Consider the following 22,856-nt stretch of genomic DNA (forward strand, 5'->3'; position numbering starts at 1 on the left):
TTTAAGTGGGCTTTTAGCTGTTGTTGGTCTGATGGTGTCATTTTATTTACCTCATCTTTATTTGACGATTTTACTAGCTTTTTCATTTTAACTCTTTTGTGACACATTCGCAAAAGTGAGATGCACCCTGGTCAATTAAGTATTGTCAAGAAGAAACAAAATATTTGATTTCTTCTCTATCTGGACTCTATCCGAAAGCTAAATGTATCAATAACTACTACACGATGAGATTGCCATCTCATCGAATCAATCAGATTCCCATTGCTCAAAAACTGGGAATTACTATCCCTCCAACACTTGTAACTAATTCATACGAAGCAGCTTGCAAATTTGTGGCACAACACGGAAAGTGCATTGTTAAATCGATGCGTTACTCGGGATTCTTAAATGATGAAAAACAGTAGGTTTGCTATACTCGTTCCATTGATGTCGAAACACTTGAAGCATTTCGAGACAGTATTCGATTGGCACCCGTCTTTATTCAAAAACGCAGTCAAAAAAAGCAGAATATCGCGTTACATTAATTGGCAAGCAAAGTTTTGTTTGCCGCATTGATGCCGAACATACCAAGGATTCAGACGTGACCTTAGATTGGCGCGTCACTGAACCAGACAAACTCGTTCACGTTCCCGACAAGCTGCCGATGGATTACCTCAACAAACTTCATCAAATGCTTGACGAGTTGGGTTTAAATTTTGGTGCATTCGATATCATTCGCGACGAGGACGACAGGATTAAGCTTGCACATAGGCGGTATGTGGAAAAGATGGTGACCCAATAGCTGGATATCTCTCTCAAAAGGACACCGCGCGGGTATAAGTTGGCACAACCACCGAGCTACTTGCGGATCTCCAACTGTAATGTTATCAAGCCACTGGCGCAGTTGTTGGACGAGCCGATCGCAAAAAGTTAAGTCTGGGCACTGATTTCCCGGGAAAATACTTATAGTCAAGTTCATGATTGATCTCAGTAATCATTACTAACAAAAACTGATGAATCACTCGACTTAATCCTCAACGAAACCCACTGTTGCTCCGGTGACCTGAATAAGTTTTATGGGTGACACTCACAGTCGCAAAATGTGATGCGAAGAGCTAGCATTGGTGATTTAAAACTCACTAAAGTGTGAGACAGATCACCCCATCAGTTCCCTCCAGAATGTATATTTAGATAGATGGCAAGAAAATAAGACAGAATAAGTGGCAGCCCTCCCTCGCAGATCGCCTCTCCCATCATCTGCGATCTACTACTCTGTATACTTACTAATATAAGGTTTCAGGCAATGATTAAACAAAAACATAAATATGCCGACCTTGCTCAACTCCCCCACACAGATACCGTGCTCCAAAAACTGCCTCTAGAAGTTAAAGAATGGGCCCAAAGCTTGCCTTGGAACCAACGGCGCTATGTATTGTCCCTCTGCTACATATTGTGTGCATCTACTCCCGACTTGCAAGCAGAATTTTTAGATGATTATACAGCCGACGGTTTAGTCTCAAAAATGTTTGAAGATGTAGATACTCTACACCGAGTCAAAGAGTATTTAATCAGATTTCGAGTCAAAAAACAATTAAACGAATCAGATTTAAGAAGCTACATCAAACAATTTTATATCCACTCTGCTCAACAATCCCGCCGAGAAACTGACCAATATTTAGAATCTGCACTCCGCTTCGTCTTGAATACAGAAGAACGCAATAATGTTTTTAACTACATTTTGGGCTTTGAATTTATTAAAATTGTGTTTCAAATGAGCTGGTTGCAACACGAAAGATTAGCGAGACTGCAAAAAAATCAGTCCCAGTTTATTGAAACCTATATTAAGCCGATTCAACACGCACACAGAATTAATGGCATAATTCTACCGAAAGATGAGAGAATTTTTTTTGCCAGACGCACCTATTACGTTCAACTACCTAACATTTCCTACAGAAAGCTCATTGAGTTAGTCATGGCAACTTTTACTACAGAAATGGTGAGTAATTGCGGATTTTCTATCAGCCGCCACTCTCAAGCTCTGCGTTTTGACTGCGATTACATTTATGATCCAGAACCAGAAGAAGAAAGATTTCCTACTGACTTGCAATTTATTCATTGACGTGACGCAGTAATGTGTACCATACGTTGCTTTTTTCTCTTTACTTTTAGTTTGGCGTTGGGTACAGGAGAGTTTTTGAAACATGGGACTTGTAGTCGGTAAGTTAAAACCGAATTTTTCAGCCTGATTTGATATAAAATAGGATGGCTGTATCAATTAACCTTCCGCTTGCATTTCTTCAATTTCAAACCAGCTAACTATCACTCCCGCGAGCGGAATAGCCAGAAATATGCCTAAAAGTCCTGCCGCTCTCGCGCCTACTAACAGTGCAAAAAACACCACTACCGGATTGAGGTTAAGGGAATTTTGCATGAGTCTCGGATTAATAAAGTTGTCTCGAATTTGCTGCAAAACAATGCAAGCTGCCAATACTTTTAAAGCTAGCCACACATTTTGAGACAATACAATAAAACACACTAAGCTAATTCCCAGCGTCGCTCCGATCCCCGGAACTAAATCAAACAATCCGACAATAAATGCTAAAACTAAAGGAAATCTCACATCTAACAGCAGGAAAATTACAAAGCTTGCTGTTGTCAAAAATAACATTAACAGAATTTGTGCCTGAAAAAATCCTAAAAAGTTTCGCTCTATTGTTAAACTTAAACGTCTATGCAGGTGGCGAGGTATAAATTTGAGAACCAACAGCCACAGCCTCTCTCCATCAAGTAACATGAAAGAAGCCACCACCATAATTAATATTAAATTCACTAAATTAGTTAAAAGTACTTGTAAAAAAGCAAGACTCGAAACAACTCCAGCCAAAGCTTGATTTCGCAGTTGTTCCTCAATAACTCGCAGGTTAACTTGCAGGTTTCTCGCCCGCAGGAATGCTTCGATGCGCTCGGACAGAGGCCCCAGAGCATTCACAAATTCAGTCATGCTGTCAATTAATTGCTGTCCTTGAGATAAAAGAGTGACGCCTACAGTGACGGTGAGACAGCCCAAAACAAAAATGGTGAGCAAGACAACGAAGGCGACAGCTAAACTTCGCGGTAAAAATCTTTGGAGAGTTCGCACCGGATAGTTGAGCAAAAAAGCTACGAGTGCAGCAATGGTGAAAACCGCAACTGCTGTTTCAAAGTAAGCTAAAAGTTGCAGTCCAGCCCAACCAGAAGCAAATAAAAGCAAAAACCGGACTAAGGCTAAATTGCTTAGCATATTCCAAAAATTGGGAGGGGTTCTTTCTTGCTCTTTCACAGGGATTTTTAGGGGTTAATATTATAGCTCAAAAATATTGCAGAGCCTTCTTTTAGAATCCCACCCAAGATATATCTGCGGCTATCCTCCTCTAGGCAGAAAACAGATGTCGAACTGAGGCAGGAGTGGGTTCTATTCACCATAAGTTCGATCGTCACGAATGCCCTATGAAACACGCTCGCGATCGAACAAACAGCCTTTTTGAGTCTAAAACCGCCTTGGAAACTCTTTGCGAGGGAAGTATTTGTCGCTGCCGACCCGCAACCAACTAACACACAAACGCTCAAACTTGCCGGCGCCGAAAAATCGGGTTTCAGTGCCAGTCGCGAAAAATTTCAACTCTGCCTTGTGGAAGATAGTATGAACAGGTCAATTTTTGGGATACTTGAAACTAGCACTCAACTTAGCTGAGGAATAAACGTGCTGCTATCAAAAGGCTTTGAAGTAGAAATGTATACCGGCACTCCCGAAGGTGAGGTTGTTGGCCTCTCCGATCGCATAGTTGCCGATCTAGAGGGATTTGTCCGGGAGCCTGATAGCCGTAATGTGGAGTACACGACCGCCCCGCTGTGCAGCTACGATCGCCTGTTGTGTGCCTTAGTCAAGCCACGAGTCCGGCTGCGCGAGTATTTAAAACAATTGGGCGACTATACCTTGCTGCCGGGAAGTACCTTGTCTCTCGGAGGGAGCGATCGATTTTACCGATCCGATCCCAACAACCCCTACCACACCTACATCGAGCAAACCTACGGCACCAAAGTCGTCACCGCCAGCATTCACATCAACATCGGCATCTCCCAACCAGAAATGCTGATGCGGGCCATCCGCCTTGCCCGCGTCGAAGCACCGCTATACCTTGCCTTGAGCGCCTCTTCCCCCTTCCTCGACGGCGAAGTAACGGGCTATCATTCCACTCGGTGGGGTTTGTTTCCCAAAACTCCAGCCATCGTCCCCCTGTTTGAGAGTCACAAGCATTACATTCAGTGGACTGAAGAACAGTTAGAACTCGGCACCATGCAAAATGTCCGCCATTTGTGGTCTGCCGTGCGCCCAAATGGCGATCGTCGCCCCTACTGTCTCAACCGCCTCGAACTGAGAATTTGCGACCTCGAAGTCAATCCTCTGGCTTTGTTAGCCATCACTGCCTTACTAGAAGCTCGCATTTGGCAGATGATGGAAGACCCCAGCTTAGACCCCTTAGAACTCAGTACCTTACCGGCGGCCACCCGCAACGAAGACTTAGTTGCCCTCACCGACGCCAACGAAATTGCTGCATCCCGGCAAAGTTTGGATGCCGAACTCACCCACTGGCAAGACGGCAGAACTATTCTGGCACGGGATTGGATTGAGGAAATTTACCGAGAAGTGTGGCCTATAGCCAAAAAACGCGGCTTTAGCTGCTTTCTCTCGCCACTCAAAAAGATTCTCCGGGAAGGCAACACGGCCCAGCAGTGGTTGAAGCTACACGAGGGCGGTTCGGACACCCGCAGTATTATTCTGCAAGGGATTAATGGCATGGCGCACCAAGAATGGGAGCTAGAAGACAACTTGTGCGCCCAGTTAGTTGCCTGAAGTACCCGCCGTTATTATAACGGGGGCTTTCACTAGCCCCCTGAGTATGCGTACTCAGCCAATAATAAAAATAGCCGGAACCTCCCGCGAAAAATTTGCAGAGCGCCGCCCTTAAAACAAATCAGAATATTTAATCAATGGAGCTCGACAAAGGTTATAAATAAAAGCTATAAGGTATATCTACCTGTGGGTAGTTTTATAAATTTCCCAATAGCTGTATTCTTCGCTTTTAATTAGCTTCATGCCCCAACTTGTCTTGATTCACCCGCAAATCCCCCCGAATACTGGCAATATCGCCCGCACTTGCGCTGCCACAGGCACTGAACTGCATTTAGTGGGCCCGCTGGGGTTTGAAATTAGCGATCGCTACCTGAAACGGGCCGGCTTAGATTACTGGCCCTACGTCAATCTCCACTGCCACGAAGACTTAGCGGCTTTTCAGGCTTGTCGGCAGCAGCGCGGGGGACGATCGATCGGATTCAGCACTGGGGGGCGATGCAATTACGCGCAATTCCAATTTCAGCCCAGCGACTGGCTGATGTTTGGCTCGGAAACTGTAGGCATTCCCCAATTCGTCTTGGATGCCTGCGACGCCACAGTTTTTATTCCGATGAGCCAGCCTGGAGTCAGGAGTTTGAACCTCTCCGTCAGCGCCGCTGTGGGTTTATTTGAGGCTAAACGACAGTTGGGCGAGCTGGGATAAATCATTATCAACACATAAATATATAGATATTTAATAGCTACCGGAGGTGGCAAAATCTCCATTTTAATATAAGAAATTTGTATCAAAGGGGTAAAAATCTAGATAGCCGACATTAATATATTTTATTCATTCAAAAACAGATTGTTATCAGCAACACCAAATTACTCACAAGATGATTCAGCAACAAAAACCGAGGATTTTAGAGATTTAGGGCGTGAGCGAGCACCAGCTTGGGTCTGAACACTATATCTAGTAAATATACGGTTGTAGGCTGTCCGGAAATTAGCATAAAGTCAGATAATAGGTAAGAGTTCAGAACCTTACCGGAACGAATATTTTATGTATTCGTTCCAGCTATTACGGTGTAAGGCTTGTGGGGTTAATTGCAGCAGGTTTGACCGAGAATTTTAAAATTTCTGACGGTTTGAGCTTGTCTAAATTAAAAAAGCAAGGTAATCTGGCCTAAGCATGATAGCTGTCAACAATCAGAATATTTTTGCTTGTTGATTTAAACTCAGCGTCATGCGATCCCCTTGAGTGTTTCCAAGGACAGTTAGCGCTTCTCAGTAGGAGGTCGTTTTTTTGAAACGAACATATCCCCAAATTAAGCCTGTTCAGGCTAGTGAAATCGACAGAGACGGTTCTGCGGAACCATCCAAACAGACAACGCTCAGCACAGGCAGAGTTCGCTCTCTCGCCACGCTCGGGCTGGCAATATCGGTAGGTGCTTCTGGCATCCTGCTACCGAGAAATGGAGACAGCGCTCGCGCGTCTGAACTCGCACCGACATCTGAATCCACCGCTGAAGTACAGCCATTCTCGGCCAACGGGCCTGCTACCTCGGCACAAGTTGACGGTTCCAGGGCCGAACAGCCCGGATCACCTTCTGACCCGGTGGCGGTGAATGTGCAGCAGGGGCAAAGCCTTTGGGAGCTTTCTCGGGACTATGAAGTTGAACCGTTGGCACTAGCAACTGCCAACGACATTAAACCCGATACCCTACTCCAAGTTGGTCAAGAACTGACAATTCCTCTGGCTCCGGGAGCCGCGCCACAACAGAACGCCGCCGATACCGCCGTGGCATCGCTAGAGCGCGCAGCGGCGGTCAATCCCGAAGAAAAGTTAAATCTGACTGGCTCCGAGCCGTTGGATAGTGCTGCCCTGACAGCGCAGCCATCAACCGCAGCGACCCCGCTGGTCACGACGGTACCGGAACAAAGTTCGATCGACATCCCGAATGCAGACGGGGCGATCGACAGTTTGAAAAAACAGGAAAACCGCACCACAGAATCTGGTCGGGCCCTGTTAGGGTATGAAGGGGGAGCAAATTTATCTACACCTGCGGCATCTTTGCCGGAGTCAGCACCGACGCTGACATCCCCCGGATCTGCAACTGAGACAACTATTCCTGACCTCAAGGCCACACCTGTAATTCCCAATTCCGGGGTCGGTCAAGCAGCATCGCCCGATCGAGCATTCGAGTCAATTGAACAGTCTTTGGCAACACCCAGTTTGCCCTCGGCTGTGGTAGTCCCCCCTGCGGGAAGTACCGCCGCGCCGGCTGAGGCTCTCTACAGCGTGCGTTCGGGAGATACGGTAGATGCGATCGCCAAAGGTCACGGCGTATCGCCCAAAGATCTGATCTCCGTCAACAAGCTCGGCAACCCCAACTTGCTGAATGTCAATCAACGGCTCAAAATTCCCCAAGTTGGGTTTAAAAATCCAGGGGTGCAGGCGGCAGCCTCTTATTCTGCCTCCAACTCTACATCTGTCTGGGCGGCGAGTTCGGTTCCCGCATCTTTGAACCCCAGCTCGTCTACCTCGGAAATAGCCGGTGCTGGCGTTGCAGCTCCCGCGCCCACAGTGCCTGTTGTCTCACCCCTGGAGAACCTGGAAGGTCTGAACAATATTTCAGCGCCGATGGTTCCCCAAATTAACAGCATTCCGCTGACTCAAGTTTCCCAAACCATTAGCGATCCACGGAAGCTGGAGCTTCAAGGCGAACCAACATTTACAGGTGCAGTTGACACCAGTGCCCTGCCTGGGCCAGCCAGTGCCAATGCTACTACCGCCATCGCTACGGGAGCATACCCGCAGCAGATCAGCTTCGTGGCAAATACTAGCGCTCAGGGTTCAAATGCCGATCCAACTAGCGCTTTACCAGAGTCGAATTCGGAGACTCTCCCCACCGCAGAAGCTCTCAACCCTTATTCAGAACGCTTGAGAGCAGAAGTGGTCAGGCTGCGAGAGGAATATCGTGCGTCGCGCAGTTCGATCGGCGCCAATGCGGTGTCCCTGACTCCAACTGACGGGCCCTCGGTCAACCCGTCTGAGGATAGGCCAAGTGTCAATCCATATCTCTACACCCCCGACTATACGGAGGCGGTGCAGAATGAAATCAGCAGACCGCCATCGAGAGCCTGGTCTGAGCAGGTTCAGAAACAGCAGCAAGAGCGTTTAGACCCCGCTCGCGCAGCGGAACTACAACCGATCAACCTGACACCGACCTCTGCTCAGCAGGGGCCTGTGGTAGCAACTGCTCCTTTGGGAGCCGACGGTTACGATCCCCTAAGCAACCCGTCTTTGGGACGCATGGTTTCTCCGGAACTGCCTCCGCTTTCGGGCGCTGATACTTATCTGCCTAACGGCAAACAACAGTCGGCTAACGGGTTTATTTGGCCGTCTAAGGGCGTTCTCACTTCTGGCTACGGTTGGCGCTGGGGACGGATGCACAAGGGAATTGATATTGCAGGGCCGATCGGCACGCCAGTTGTGGCAGCCTCTGACGGGGTGGTTACCTATGCTGAGTGGAACGACGGCGGCTACGGCAATCTGGTGGAAATCACCCATCCAGACGGCACTGAGACTCTCTATGCCCACAACAGCCGGATTTTGGTGCAAAAGGGTCAGAAAGTCGCTCAAGGGGAACAGATTTCCGAAATGGGCAGCACGGGCTTTAGTACCGGGCCACACTTGCACTTTGAAGTCCATCCCGCCGGACAGGGTGCTATCAATCCAATGGCTTTTCTGCCAGACGATGCGTCCAGCGCTTCTCGGTAACGACTGGTCGGAAGTTATGGGTTTTGAATGATTACCAAAACTCATAACTTTTACTAGAAGTTATTAGAAATTCAGTTGTTTAAAAAGAAGACATAGCTCGCCCTACCGTGCTATGATAGTAAATCGTGAAGTAGATTTGGCTCAGTGGCGCAGTGGTTAGCGCAGGGGACTCATAAGCCCAAGGTCGCAGGTTCAAATCCCGCCTGAGCCATGATTTAATTAAAAAAACCGCGCTCTCAAATTTGAGAGCGTCTTTTTTTGATTGATCGAGAAGATACTTGTAGTCGTTATGAGTATGATATATTTGTAACAGTTCGTAAAAAAGGAAACAAAATCTATGACCAGTGAATGCCTCCGGGTTGGTCAAGCTGCACCTGATTTCGCAGCAACAGCCGTAGTGGATCAGGAATTCAAGACAGTTAAACTGTCCGACTATAAAGGAAAAAAGTATGTAGTCCTGTTCTTCTACCCCTTGGACTTCACCTTTGTGTGCCCGACTGAGATTACAGCATTTAGCGATCGCTTCGAGGACTTCAAGAAAATCGATACCGAAATCCTCGGCGTATCCGTTGACAGCGAATTCTCTCACCTCGCTTGGATACAAACAGACCGCAAATCAGGCGGTGTCGGCGACCTTAACTATCCCTTAGTTGCTGACCTCAAAAAAACAATTAGTTCTGACTACAACGTCCTCGACCCAGAAGCAGGCATTGCCCTCAGAGGTCTGTTCATCATCGACAAAGAAGGCATCATCCAACACTCTACTATCAACAATCTTGCCTTCGGCCGCAACGTGGACGAAACTCTCCGCACTCTGCAAGCTATCCAACACGTCCAGTCTCACCCCGATGAAGTTTGTCCCGCCGGCTGGCAGCCCGGTGACAAGACCATGACTCCCGATCCTGTCAAGTCTAAGGTATTCTTTGCTGCGGTTTAAGCAGATTATATTTGTATGGACACGGCGCTGCCGTGTCCGTACCCGCAGAGGCATTTATTTAACCGGATTTTTAATTACCAATTAGCAATTAGCCATTACCCAATTAGGAAATATGCTGACTTCTACTAATTTTAGCGGCTTGTTAAATCAGCGGTTTTTCCAAAATTTATTGCCTGTTCCGGCGACTAATGTTCTGAACATGGGACAGAGGACGCCAGATTTTGAATTGCCGGATATTAATAATGGCAAATTGGTGCGACTGTCGAATTATCGGGGCGATAAGCCGGTAGTTCTGGCTTTTACGCGGATTTTTACTGAAAAACAATATTGCCCTTTCTGTTTTCCTCACATTAAAGCTTTGAATGAAAACTGGGAAAAATTTGCCGATCGCAATATAGAATTATTGATGGTTGCCAGTACCGACGATCGCCAAAGCCAAATTGTGGTTAGAGATTTAGGATTGAAAATGCCTCTGCTGTCTGATCCAGGCTGTCAAGTTTTTCGGGCTTATCAAGTCGGTCAGGCTTTAGGTGCTCCTTTGCCCGCTCAGTTTGTTTTGGATACAGATGGAAAACTCCTCTTCAAACATTTGTTTTCTTTCATAGACCACAATGCTAGTGTGGACACTTTGTTGAAATATGTTGATCGGTAAGGACACCGCTGCTGTGTCCTAATTTGGAGTTTTTAGCCGCTGATGCACGCTGGTGTAGGCCCATCAGCGGGATTTTTTCATAAATTGACACTGGCTGCTACAGCTCTTTAGTCATAAATACTTATTGTGCCAATTTAGATGGCTGAATGTTGCCATCTTCGATCGACATTAATCTAGGCTATAGCTTAAAGGTACTGAGTACAAGTTTAAGCCAATGTCGTCTCCCAAAGATCGATCGAGCAAAATTGAATTGAGCGTCTTAGGGTCGCATCCTGAGTTGTTGACAGGTTTAGATGCGTGGCTGCGGCTAGGTTTACTTTCGCCCGCTGAGGTTGAGGAATTGTGCCGACAGTATTTAGTCTGCCCACTCAGAGATCCCGCTGTAGACCTTTCTGAAATAGAGAACCAGCCAGCTCCTATTGGCGAGCCAAAAGTACCTGCCTTATCAACGCCTCAAGCATTACGTAGCAGCAGAGAAAGCGTTGCTACGCCCACAGAAACTACTCAAACCCCTAATTTTATAGCTCAAATTTTGCACTCGCTAATGGCAGAAATTAGCGTGGTGTGGCTGTTGTTTTTAGGAGTGTTCATGGTAGTTGTCTCCTCTGGAGTCTTAGCTGCCAGTCAGTGGGAAAGATTTCCTGCCGCCGGACAATATGGAGTTTTATTAGCTTATACTTTAACCTTTTGGGCGATTAGCAGTTGGGCAAACAGACAGCATAACTTGCACTTGACTGCTCAAACTTTGCAAGAAGTGACGCTGTTGCTAGTGCCGATCAATTTTTGGGCAATGGATACTTTTGGATTGTGGCGGTATCCTTGGGATTGGGCGGTAGCAATCGCAGCGGCACTTATTTTGACTTGGATAACTGCCCGGATTATAAAAGATCAATATCAAAGCTTTTCAGGAAAAAACATCACTCGGTCGATCGCCCTAAATCACTTGGGATTGAGTTATTTGCACTGGGGGTGGGCATTTGGAGGCTTTTCCCTGGCTGCGGTTTATTTGGGTACAGTGGGAACTGCTGCTGCTACAGTTTATCAAGTTCAGCAACAACGATTGCAATCTCTCCAACGCGGAGGAAATACTGAAACATTCCCCGCTGCTTTCAGTTTGAGCAGAGATTTTCTGACTTACAAAAAAGCGGCTTTAGTAGCTTATTCGTTAGGGATTTTACTGGGCAGGGCGATATTTGTCAAGAATGTAAATATCGCTGAAATGGGTTTAGCTTTGGCGATTTGTGGCGTGCTTTTAGCATGGCTAGATTGGCAGCACCCCCTCGCATCTGAGACTCTTGAAAATAATATATCCGACCAGCCAAATCCCAGCAATTTTTTTAAATGGCAATTAGCGGGAATGGGTTTGGTGGGTTTGGGATATCTGGTTTGTTTTCGCGACATTCCGCTACAGGCGATCGCAGTTAGCGGATTGGCTGTTTGGTTTTTTTATAACCGTTTAGTGCGGTTTTGGCAAGAGTTTGATTTGCTAATGCTTGAGGCGGTGGGACTTCAGAGTATTTGGCTGTTTTGGCGAGTGCTTCCTTTAGGGATTAAAACACCATTTGTTGCATTTTTAACTCAGCTTACAAACTCTCAGCAAACTCCTTGGGCTTTTTGGGGTGTTCTGCTGTTGCCTTATTTAATTTTAATGGTAAGTGTGGCCCAATGGCTCTACCGCAAGCGAAAGTTTCAACTTGCCCGTTTTGGCGAAAACCTTGCTCTCGGTTTCGGGAGTGTTTTAACTGTTATTAGTTTTGTCAATCCGTTTTGGCAATCGCTCAATTTATTGGTATCTACTTTAACTTTAGGTTGGATCACTTGGAAATACGTAATTCCAGATAATTACCGCCGAGTTGCGAGGCCGGCTTATGCGGCTGAAAAACTGGGAAATCCGGCAATTTTGGTTCCCATAACTCACATTATTGGTTTAAGCGCGATCGCTTCGGCAATTGACTTATTTGTCCCAAACCTGACGCCCAATATTTGGTCGGCAATATTATTAATATTCATGGCTAGTGAATGGGTATTTTTTGTCTGGATGAAAGCAGCAAATTCCCGAGAAAACTCTGCCTTTTTACGCTGGCATCCTGCATGGTTTCAAAGTTCCTGGTATCTGGGATTAGTATTAGCAGGATTCAGCTTTATCTTGTTACAAAATTATTTAATTACGGGTACTGCCACTCATCGCCCTCAGTGGAGTTTGCTCTGGCTGGTGACTCCTTTGGCTTTGACTGGTGTTGCTAAATATACTGGGAGTCCTCACAAACAAGTTGCCAGTACCTTTAGTACGATCGCCTTAATATTTGCACAAGTTCTAATTTTTATTTTTCCGGGATATCGGTTAATTGGTCTGGGTTTTGCAGCCGGATTAATGTTGGTCAATACTTACTATTTAGTCGAGATACCAGCGGCTGCAATTGGAGTGGGGTTTGGCTTGAGTTTCGTAGCTGCGGTGATTTATCAATTAGGTTTTGTGTCGGGTTGGGATTGGGGAATTGCCGGGGCGATCGCTGTTTTGTCTCTGTGGTTGCTTCGCAGTATGATTGTTCGTTTTTCCAGCCGTTTACCTGAGCCTTCTCAATTAGCTCAAATTTACGATCGAGCTTTAGATGAGTGGGCAATCTTACTGGCAGGCTTACTGTTAACAACTATTACTTTTTATTCCTTTGAATTATACGCAGGCAGTAGCTTGAGTTCCCCGCCCTCTGCTGAAGTTTTGGCTGCTATTTTGGTGATAATGGCTGCGATTGTTTTCCGAAGTTTACGCCAACTTTCCATTCTGGGAATTTATGCCTTGGCTTGGAGTTTGGAGTTGTTGACAGCAGTTGGTTTGAGTTTTGTCGATCGCACTACGATTAATTTGGCAGTGGCTAATATCGCTCTCGGATTGTCTACGCAATTATTGGGCGATGTGTGGCGGCGTCGCCACCCCGATCCAACAATTTTACCTAGCATTCATTTTATACCTTTGGCTTACGGCGTATTGGGTTTAACTTTCCGATCGCACACTTTTGCGAATTGGACTGGTTTAACTGTGTTGGGTGCGTCTTTAATTGCGATCGGCATTGGTAGGCGGGAGTCAGAATTCAAACCTTTAGTTTATTTGGGATTAATTGGCGTGTCGGTTGCTGCTTACGAATCGCTACTATATCAACTTTTTCAAACACCGGGAGGAGCTTTGGGCGATGGCTTAATTGTCCTGGGCACTCTCGGCACAACTTTAACATATATCTATCGCATTTTATCTCCTTGGCTCAGCAATTATTTACATTTAACTAATGCAGAGTTAAAAATATTTGCTCACCTGCACTGGGTTTTGAGCAGTGTGCTGCTGATTTGGGCTTCTACCGATGATATTAAGTCCGGCCTAACTTTAGGATTAGTAACTGGTGCTTTATTAGTTCAATATGCTTTCTTGCAAGGGCGAAATAATCTCGATCGCCAATGGGCAGAAATTTGGATTTACTTGGGTTGGCTAGAAGCCTTTGGCATCCGGCTTTACTGGATAAATACACCTTTAGTTAAGTATATTTCCGGGCCGCTGGGGCCTTGGAAAGTTGCCCTCGCTTCTCTATTAGCCTATTTGATTTACATTTTGCCTTGGGACAACTGGGGCTGGTCAAAAAAACCTTGGCAGGTAATTGCTTGGCTGATTCCAATAGTTACTATTTTGGAAAGTCCAGCAAAGTTTTATCCGATTAGCTTGCTGATAGCTGCCACCTTCTATGTTTTCCTAGCTTGGGAAAGGCAGGAAGTCCGTTTTACCTATGTGAGTTTGGCGATAATTGACTGGATAATACTGCGGTGGTTCTGGCAAATAGGATTGACTCAGCCAGAGTTTTATGTTACTCCTTTAGGACTTTCTTTCCTTTACGTTGCTCAGTTCGATCGCACTCTCAAATTACCAGCCCAAAAACCGCTGCGCCACACTCTGCGAATGCTCGCAACTGCGCTGGTTTGTGGAATACCTCTTTTGACTGAGCAAAGCCACGGTTTAGTTGCGGGAGCTTTTAGTTTAGTGGCGATTGCAGCGGGTTTGGCGCTGCGAGTTCGGGCATTTTTGTTTGTGGGAACGGGAATTTTTTTAATCAATGTTTTCTATCAGTTGGTGGTTCTGATATTCGATTATCCGCTGATAAAATGGGCGATTGGTTTGGCTTTTGGGATTGTGTTTATCTGGATTGCTGCTACTTTTGAAACTCGGCGCGATCGCATTTCTGCTTTCGTGCAGCATTGGGTTGTGCAATTGCAATCTTGGGATTAGATTTATCGATAAGTTGCTTTTTTTTAACCAGTATTTTTTAATTAAAAACCCGGCTTCTTCGAGAAACCGGGTTTTTAATCAACAGTATTTACCCGTTGGTAGAGTGCATTAATGGCTCAATGCGAATTCGGGCAATTTCGGCTCAGATGAACCATCGGGCAAGACCTTAACCTGACCGTTTTCATCTACATCAACGATCGCCTTTTGGCCGTCTTTCAGCTTCCCAGACAGCATTTCCTCAGCCAGCACATCTTCCAACAACCGCATGATGGCGCGGCGCAAAGGTCGAGCACCGTAGCTGGGATTGTAGCCTTCTGTAACTAACAAATCCTTGAACTTGTCTGTCACCGACAAAGTAATACCCTGTTCGGTTAAGCGGCCGAAGACTTGCTGCAACATGATGTCTGCAATCTGCTTCACTTCTGGCTTGTTCAACTGACGGAAGACGATAATCTCATCCAAGCGGTTGATAAATTCGGGACGGAAGAACTGTTTCAATTCTTCGTTGACCAAGCTGCGAACGCGGTTGTATTGACCGTCTGCGGCACTTTCAGCAAACTCGAAACCGAGACCGCCACCACCTTTTTCAATCACTCGCGAACCGATGTTTGAGGTCATGATCAGTAGTGTATTCTTAAAGTCTACTGTCCGACCTTTAGCATCCGTCAAGCGGCCGTCTTCTAAGATTTGCAGCATCATGTTGAAGACATCCGGGTGAGCTTTTTCGATTTCGTCGAACAAGATGACTGTGTAAGGACGGCGCCGGACTGCTTCTGTGAGTTGGCCACCTTCGTCGTAGCCGACGTAACCCGGAGGCGAACCGATGAGTTTGGAAACGGTGTGGCGTTCCATGAATTCGGACATATCTAACCGAATCATGGCTTCTTCGGAACCGAAGAAATAAGTTGCCAGGGCTTTTGTAAGTTCCGTTTTGCCGACGCCGGTGGGCCCGGAAAAGATGAAACTGGCGATCGGGCGATTCGGATTTTTCAAACCTACCCGCGCGCGACGGATAGCCCTAGAAACCGCGCTGACAGCTTCTTCTTGACCGATCAAGCGCTGGTGCAAAGTATCTTCCATGTGCAGCAGCAATTCCGATTCGGATTCTGTCAGCTTGCTGACCGGTACTCCCGTCCAATTAGCCACGATGTGGGCGATGTCTTCTTCTGTGACGATGGGAGAAGTTTTGAGTTGGCTTTTGTTGATCGTAGCTTCGGCGATTTCGGCTTCAATTTCTAATTCGCGATCGCGCAATTTTCCAGCTTTGTCGAAGTCTTGCTCGCGCACTGCTGTATCTTTTTCTTTTGTTACTGCAGGCAGTTGCTTTTTGAGCTCTTTAACTTCGGGCGGGGTTTGTGAATTCATCACGCGGACGCGGGAACCTGCTTCGTCAATTAAGTCGATCGCCTTGTCTGGCAAAAACCGATCGTTAATGTACCTGTCTGACAGTGTAGCCGCTGCTTCTAAAGCTGCGTCGGAAATTGTCAGTCTGTGATGCTGTTCGTAAGCCGATCGCAACCCGTACAATATTTCTATTGTTTCAGCGACGCTCGGTTCACCGACTTTGATCGGTTGGAAGCGGCGTTCTAAGGCAGCGTCGCGCTCGATGTGCTTACGATATTCGTCCAAGGTAGTTGCGCCGACACACTGCAATTCGCCTCTGGCAAGGGCTGGTTTGAGCATATTGGAGGCGTCCATGCTGCCTTGAATTGCGCCTGCACCGACTAAGGTGTGAATTTCATCGATCACCAGAATGATGTTGCCGGCAGCGCGAATTTCGGCCATGATTTTCGTTAGCCGTTCCTCAAATTCGCCTCGGAACTTTGTACCAGCAATCAGCGAACCCATATCGAGGCTGATTACTTGTTTGTCTTCTAAAATTTCCGGGACGTTTCTATTAACAATCCGCTGGGCTAGGCCTTCAGCGAGGGCTGTTTTGCCGACTCCCGGTTCGCCTACTAACACTGGATTGTTCTTGGTGCGGCGCCCTAACACTTGGATCACGCGCTCGATTTCATTTTCGCGGCCCACCACGGGATCGAGTTTGCCTGCTGCTGCTAACTTGGTCAGGTTTGTGCCAAATTCTTCTAAAGTCGGGATTTTGCGATCGCCACTTTCTCCCCTACCTCCGGGTACCGCCGCGACTTCTCCCACGGCACGAATTACCTGCGTGCGGACTCTCTGGCGATCGATCCCCAAGTTTTGCAGCACCTTCCCCGCCACCCCTTCGTCATCTTGGATCAGCCCCAGCAGGATGTGCTCGGTGCCGATGTAATTGTGGCCTAACTGCCGCGCTTCGTTGAGCGCCGTCTCAAAAATGCGCTTGACGCGGGGCGTAAAAGGAATTTCCGGCGGGAGGAACCCAGAACCTCTACCGATGATATTTTCGATTTCATTGCGCGCCTCTTTCAAGTTAAGGCCCATATCCAGTAATACTTTTGCAGCGATGCCAGTGCCTTCGCCGACGAGTCCCAGGAGGATTTGCTCGGTGCCTACAAAATTGTGGCCGAGGCGCCGCGCTTCCTCTTGGGCTAGCATGATTGCTTTAATGGCTTGTTCTGTAAAGCGTTCAAACATATTGTTTCTATCCTACTGTCTTGGCGAGGGCTGTATCGCTGCTGGTGAGGAGCGATTTGGAACACTACACAAATTATAGATGTAAATTTTTGTGTATTTCCTTCTTTAACAATGTATCTTGCTAAAGGGGGAGAGACAGTGGGGAGACCCGAATAGTAGGGGTGTGGTTGCCGTCCGCTGTCGATCGGATATTAATTGAGAATAATAGTAGCAAAATGGCTTGATTGCATGAATACTATCATTTTATCTATAAATTATCTTCTTGTACGAGTAAATAAAGCTTGATTTTTGTTGCCCTAAGTACATGGTTGAATTAAGCATACAACAGTTGCCATGTCAAGACTTTTGACGGTTGACAGTGGTCGTGCCGTCAGCAAACAGCCAACAGTCAACAGCGAACAGCGACTAGAATCAGATATATTTTCAACTTTGAGCAGAACTCCATGCAATTTCTCTCGCAATACCAAATCAAGTCCACTCTCCACGAAGGTATCGAAACGATTATTTATCGAGGAAAAATCCCCACCCACCAGGATACAACCGTACTCAAAATTCTGAAAGCTGAATATCCTACCCTCGATGCAATTACCCGGATCAAGCACGAGTATCGCATTCGCCAACATTTAGATCATCCGGGCCTAGTTAAAGTCATTAGCCTAGAAACCTTTGACAACCGTCTCGGCTTGCTTTTAGAAGACTTTAATGGCGAATCTATCGATCGCCTCATGTCCAGACAAAAGCTCGAAGTCATCACCTGTTTGAGGTTTGCCGTCCAACTCATAAAAACCTTAGAATATATACACCTTCAAAAAATTATTCACAAAGATATTAAGCCGAGCAATATCATCATCAACAGCCAAACAGGAATTATTAAACTGACAGATTTCGGGATTGCTTCACGATTGTCCAAAGAAAATCCCCAAATTAATAATATTAACTCGATAGTCGGTACTTTTGCTTATATATCTCCCGAACAAACCGGGAGAATGAACCGCACCCTAGACTACCGCACCGACTTTTATTCTCTCGGGATTACCTTATATGAAATGCTGACAGGTCAATTACCATTTATGAGTAACGACCCGTTAGAGATAGTTTACAGTCACATAGCCTCTCAAGCAATTGTACCCCATCAAATTAATTCAGAGATTCCACCAGCTATCTCACAAATTGTGATGAAATTGATGGCAAAAAATGCCGAACATAGATATCAAACAGCAGGCGGATTGTTAGCCGATTTAGAAATTTGTTTAAATCAGTTAGAAACTACAGGCCAGATAGTCGGTTTTACCCCCGGAAACTTAGATATATTGAGTCAGTTGTTGATTCCTCAAAAGTTGTATGGTCGGGAAACACAAGTAAGCGAACTATTGGCAGCATTTGAACGTGTAGCTCATCCTTGCGAAGAAAATTCTTCCCCTTCCCAAATTGAACTGATCCTAGTGTCTGGTTATGCAGGTATAGGCAAATCGGCCGTAGTTAGCGAAATTCAAAAACCCATCACCAGACAGCGGGGTTATTTTATTTCAGGTAAATTTGACCAATTCAAGCGGAATATACCTTACGCATCTTTAATTCAAGCTTTTCAATCTTTGATCCAGCAGTTACTTGCCGAAAATAGCAAAAAATTACAAGATTGGCAACATCAGCTTTTAGCCGCATTAGGCGATGCCGGACAAGTAATTATTGACGTGATTCCCGAACTAGAATTGGTAATTGGCAAACAGCCTGCCGTTGCGGAACTTGCCCCCACAGAAGCACAAAACCGCTTTAACAGGCTCTTCAAAGAATTTATCCACGTATTCGCGCAAAAAGAGCATCCATTAGTCATATTTATCGATGACTTGCAGTGGTCAGATTCAGCGACCTTGAAATTAATGGAATTGCTAGCGACTGACCCCGATAGCAAATATTTACTATTAATTGGAGCCTATCGAGACCATGAAGTTAGCTCTACACATCCTTTAATGCAAACACTAGATCACCTTCAAAAAACGGGGATTATTTTCAACAATTTAGTGCTGGAACCTCTTTCTTTAGCCCAGGTGACTGAGTTAATTTCTGAGACATTGAATGACTCAGAAAGAATTCAACCTTTAGCGGAGTTAATTTGGAATAAAACGGGTGGGAATCCTTTTTTCTTGACGCAATTGCTCAACACTCTTTATCAAGAAAAACTTTTGAGATTTGACTTTACCCGGCTCCTGTCTCCCGGAAGAAGAGGGGAGTGGCAGTGGAACATTGAGGAGATTCACGCTATTGGCATCACAGATAAGAGTGTAGTTGAACTGGTAGCCAATCGGATTCAACAATTGCCAGAGACTACACAACAAGTTTTGAAATTGGCGGCTTGTGTTGGGGACAAATTCACTTTAGATGTTCTCTCTACTGTCAACGCAAAATCTCCATCCGTCACTGCGAATGAACTCTGGGATGCTTTGCAAGCGGGGTTAATACTTCCCTTGAATGAGAGTTACCTCATTCCTTTATTTTTAGATGGAGAAGCAGGAGCTAATTTAAATTTCGATTCTTCGCGAATCAGCTATAAGTTTTTGCACGATCGCGTCCAGCAAGCTGCATATTCGCTGATTCCTGATGATGAAAAGAAAGCCACTCATCTTAGCATCGGTAAATTGCTGTTTGAAAATACGCCAGCCGAGCAAGTAGAAGAGAAAATTTTTGAGATTATCAACCAGTTGAATGTAGGAAGTGATTATCTAAGCCTGCAATCAGAAAAAGATGAATTAGCAGGATTAAATTTAATTGCTGGACATAAAGCAAAAGCAGCTAATGCTTACGAACCCGCTGTTAAGTATTTGAATGCGGGAATATCGTTACTAGCACCGGATAGCTGGGACCGTAACTATAGCATGACGCTGCGCTTGTATGTAGAGACGCTGGAAGCGGAATATTTAAACACCAACTTTGAGCAAGCAGAAAAGTTGGCGGAAATGGTTTTGCGATCGGCTAAAGACCAGCTTGATATAGTGAAAGTGTATCAGCTCAAGATCCTTTTTTATCAGGCTAAAAGTCAGATGCTAAAAGCTGTTGAAACAGGTCTAGAAGTGCTGCAAATGCTGGGAGTAAACTTATTAGACAACGAAACCATTGCAGTGCCAAAATTGCCGCGAATTGAGGAATTAGAAAATCTGCCAGTTATGACAGATCCTTATCAACTGGCAGCTATGGAAATCCTGACAGCCCTCTATCCTCCTGCTTATATTGCCAAACCAGAAATTGTGTCCTCCCTCGTCTTGACTATGGTCAATCTTTGTATTGAGCACGGTCATTCAGCATTAGCTACTTTTCCCTATACTCTTTATGGAATGATTCTATGCGGAATCGAAGGCGACATCGAAGCTGGCTACTACGCTGGACTAATTTCTTTAAAGCTGCTAGAACAATTTAATGCTAGCCAACAGAAAGCTAAGGTTTATGTAATGTTTAATGGTCATATAAGAATCTGGAAAGAGTCTACTAAAAATACACTTGCTTCTTTTTTAGAAGGAATGAAAGTTGGTATCGAAACTGGCGATTTAGAATGGGCAGTTTATAATTGCAAGCACTATATTACCAGTTTATTTTTGGTGGGAAACTCGCTAGAATATGTCGAAGATAAACAAGCCGTTTATATGGAGTTTTTAATTAAAAATAAACACGAATTTGCCATAGGTTATGCTCAAATTTGGCAAGTAATTGCTTCAAGCTTAATAAGCCAAACAGCAGAGCAAGTACGATTAGTTAGCGACAGGTTGGATGAACCTTCTGTAATGTCGCGTTGGCAGAAAGAAAATAATCGAATGTCGCTGTTTGCAGCTTATGTTGCTGAATTGATGCTGCTTTATTTATTTAAAGATTATGTTGGGGCTGTTGCCCGCGGTAAATTAGCGGCAGAATACGCAGATGGGGCGATCGGCTTAATTACTGTTGCGGTACACAATTTCTACTATTCACTAGCCCTCCTCGCTCACTATTCTGACAGTGACAATCAAGAAGCATCCCTAGCTATTGTTAACTCTAATCAGCAAATTATGAAAAAGTGGGCCTACCATGCACCCATGAATTATCAGCACAAGTACGAGTTAGTTGAAGCGGAGAAAGCTAGAATTTTTAGCGATAAACTTGTAGCCATGGATTATTATGACTTAGCTATTAAAGGAGCGGCTGCTAACGGTTACATCCAAGAAGAAGCATTAGCTTATGAATTAGCTGGAGAGTTTTATGAATCTTGGGATAAAGAGATAATTGCTCGATCTTATCTGACAAAAGCTTATTATGCTTACATCCGCTGGGGAGCTACAGCCAAAGTTAAAGACTTAGAATCTCGTTATCATTATTTAGTTGAGCGCCATCAAGACGCAATGTATAAAAATGTTGTCACCACTGCCCAAACTACTATCAACAATAGTTTTGTGCTGGACTTGTCCACAGTTGTCAAAGCATCTCAAGCTGTTTCGAGCGAAATTATTCTCAGCCGCTTGCTAGAGAAACTCGTACAGCTTGTAAAGGAAAACGCCGGCGCTCAAAAAGTATTATTTCTTGCCAAGACAGGTAATCAATTATTCATAGAAGCTGGACTTACAGGTAAGTTTAATAATGTTACCGTGTTACAATCTGTCCCGATCGCCGAATCGGATATCCTCCCAATTTCCTTGATTAACTATGTAGAAAGAACCCAAAAATACTTGGTTTTAGATGATGCTCCCCGATCCGAGCAATTCCAATTTGACCCTTATATTGCGCTCAATCAACCCCTATCTATCCTGGTATTGCCAATTATCCATCAAGGCAACCTTACGGGAATTTTTTATTTAGAAAATAATTTAACCAAGGGTGCTTTTACTAGCGACAGGCTAGAAATTTTGGGAATATTGTCTGCACAAGCAGCTATTTCTCTAGAAAATGCCCGTTTTTATACTATTCTGGAAACGCGAGTAGCGCAAAGAACTGAGAAATTGCAAACTGCACTGGAAGAACTGCGTCACACTCAATTGCAGCTAATCCAAAGTGAAAAAATGTCCAGTTTAGGAGAAGTGGTAGGGGGAATTGCTCACGAAATTAATAACCCCATTAACTTTATTTATGGAAATTTACATTACACCAATGAATACGCTCAAAACTTACTAGATTTAATACGTTTATACCAAAATAAATACCCAAATTCCGAACCAGAAATAGTAAATAAAAGTGAGGAAATAGATTTAGATTTTTTGATGAATGATTTCACTAAAATGATTGATTCCATGAGAGTGGGTGCTGCGAGGGTTCGCGATATTGTGCTGTCGCTGCGAAACTTTGCTCGGCTAGATGAATCCGATAGAAAATGGGTTAATCTCCACGAAGGTATGGACAGCACCTTGATGATTTTGGATCACAAATTAATTGATATTCAAGTGATTAAGGAGTACGGCAATTTGCCTTTAGTGAACAGCTATCCGGGAGAAATTAATCAGGTATTTATGAATGTCCTGACCAATGCGATTGATGCTTTTTGTCGCGAAAGAGGGAGTGAAGTTGACTCGAAACAGACTCCGACAATTCAGATTTGCACTGAAGTCGCGGAAGGAAATCAAGTAGCGATTCGCATTGTTGATAATGGTGTGGGAATGAATTCGGAGGTGCTGGGTAAAATATTCGATCCGTTTTTTACTACTAAACCTGTAGGTAAAGGGACTGGTTTGGGATTGTCTATCAGTTATCAAATTGTGGTAGAACAGCATGGAGGAAAGTTAATTTGTAAGTCGGAACCTGGAGAGGGAAGCGAGTTTACTATACTGCTGCCTTATTCATGAA

12 protein-coding genes and 1 tRNA gene are annotated in these 22,856 nt (G+C 45.1%); 10 read left to right on the forward strand and 3 right to left on the reverse strand.

Features of this window, described 5'->3' with window-relative positions; translation table 11 throughout:
- The first annotated feature begins 580 nt into the window (after positions 1-580).
- Positions 581-781, forward strand: a complete 201-nt coding sequence (locus tag QUA40_RS04180; RefSeq protein ID WP_333122124.1) for a hypothetical protein — start codon at positions 581-583, stop codon at positions 779-781.
- On the opposite strand, the gene QUA40_RS04185 is transcribed toward QUA40_RS04180, so the two are convergent.
- Positions 689-958 carry a Mo-dependent nitrogenase C-terminal domain-containing protein gene (locus tag QUA40_RS04185; RefSeq protein WP_333122018.1) on the reverse strand — a complete coding sequence of 90 codons (270 nt, stop codon included), beginning with the start codon at positions 956-958 and terminating at the stop codon, positions 689-691. The two genes, QUA40_RS04180 and QUA40_RS04185, sit on opposite strands and share 93 nt — an antisense overlap.
- 324 nt (positions 959-1,282) lie before the next feature.
- Here QUA40_RS04185 and QUA40_RS04190 point away from each other — a divergent pair, with 324 nt between their 5' ends.
- Entirely contained in the window at positions 1,283-2,098 is an 816-nt protein-coding gene (locus tag QUA40_RS04190) for a cobyrinic acid a,c-diamide synthase (RefSeq protein WP_333122021.1), read from the forward strand.
- Positions 2,099-2,254: 156 nt separating this feature from the next.
- Here the strand turns inward: QUA40_RS04190 and QUA40_RS04195 are convergent, their stop codons facing one another.
- The gene (locus QUA40_RS04195) at positions 2,255-3,298 is read right to left on the reverse strand and encodes an AI-2E family transporter (protein ID WP_333122023.1); all 1,044 of its coding nucleotides are present in this window, start codon (positions 3,296-3,298) and stop codon (positions 2,255-2,257) included.
- 420 nt (positions 3,299-3,718) lie between these two features.
- Here QUA40_RS04195 and gshA point away from each other — a divergent pair, with 420 nt between their 5' ends.
- The 7 genes from gshA (at position 3,719) to QUA40_RS04230 (ending at position 14,486) form a co-directional block, all read left to right on the forward strand.
- Positions 3,719-4,870: a glutamate--cysteine ligase gene (gene gshA, locus QUA40_RS04200; protein ID WP_333122025.1), complete on the forward strand. Its 1,152-nt coding sequence runs from the start codon at positions 3,719-3,721 to the stop codon at positions 4,868-4,870.
- A gap of 241 nt (positions 4,871-5,111) precedes the next feature.
- Complete coding sequence (locus tag QUA40_RS04205; RefSeq protein WP_333122026.1) at positions 5,112-5,573, forward strand: tRNA (cytidine(34)-2'-O)-methyltransferase; 462 nt, start codon at positions 5,112-5,114, stop codon at positions 5,571-5,573.
- 582 nt (positions 5,574-6,155) lie between these two features.
- Complete coding sequence (locus QUA40_RS04210) at positions 6,156-8,633, forward strand: peptidoglycan DD-metalloendopeptidase family protein (RefSeq protein WP_333122028.1); 2,478 nt, start codon at positions 6,156-6,158, stop codon at positions 8,631-8,633.
- Between the two features lie 138 nt (positions 8,634-8,771).
- A tRNA-Met gene (locus QUA40_RS04215) sits at positions 8,772-8,844 on the forward strand.
- Positions 8,845-8,970: 126 nt separating this feature from the next.
- Entirely contained in the window at positions 8,971-9,570 is a 600-nt protein-coding gene (locus QUA40_RS04220; protein ID WP_333122030.1) for a peroxiredoxin, read from the forward strand.
- A gap of 112 nt (positions 9,571-9,682) precedes the next feature.
- On the forward strand, positions 9,683-10,222 hold the full coding sequence (locus QUA40_RS04225; protein WP_333122032.1) for a redoxin domain-containing protein: 540 nt from the start codon (positions 9,683-9,685) through the stop codon (positions 10,220-10,222).
- Between the two features lie 214 nt (positions 10,223-10,436).
- Positions 10,437-14,486, forward strand: a complete 4,050-nt coding sequence (locus QUA40_RS04230; RefSeq protein ID WP_333122034.1) for a hypothetical protein — start codon at positions 10,437-10,439, stop codon at positions 14,484-14,486.
- Between the two features lie 108 nt (positions 14,487-14,594).
- Here the strand turns inward: QUA40_RS04230 and QUA40_RS04235 are convergent, their stop codons facing one another.
- On the reverse strand, positions 14,595-17,063 hold the full coding sequence (locus tag QUA40_RS04235; RefSeq protein WP_333122036.1) for an ATP-dependent Clp protease ATP-binding subunit: 2,469 nt from the start codon (positions 17,061-17,063) through the stop codon (positions 14,595-14,597).
- A gap of 443 nt (positions 17,064-17,506) precedes the next feature.
- Between QUA40_RS04235 and QUA40_RS04240 the strand changes: the two genes are divergently transcribed.
- Positions 17,507-22,855: an AAA family ATPase gene (locus QUA40_RS04240; RefSeq protein ID WP_333122038.1), complete on the forward strand. Its 5,349-nt coding sequence runs from the start codon at positions 17,507-17,509 to the stop codon at positions 22,853-22,855.
- Position 22,856: the final 1 nt, after the last annotated feature.

Origin of the sequence: Microcoleus sp. Pol11C3, from assembly GCF_036701485.1 — a bacterium.
In the GTDB taxonomy this organism is placed as follows: Bacteria; Cyanobacteriota; Cyanobacteriia; order Cyanobacteriales; family Microcoleaceae; genus Microcoleus.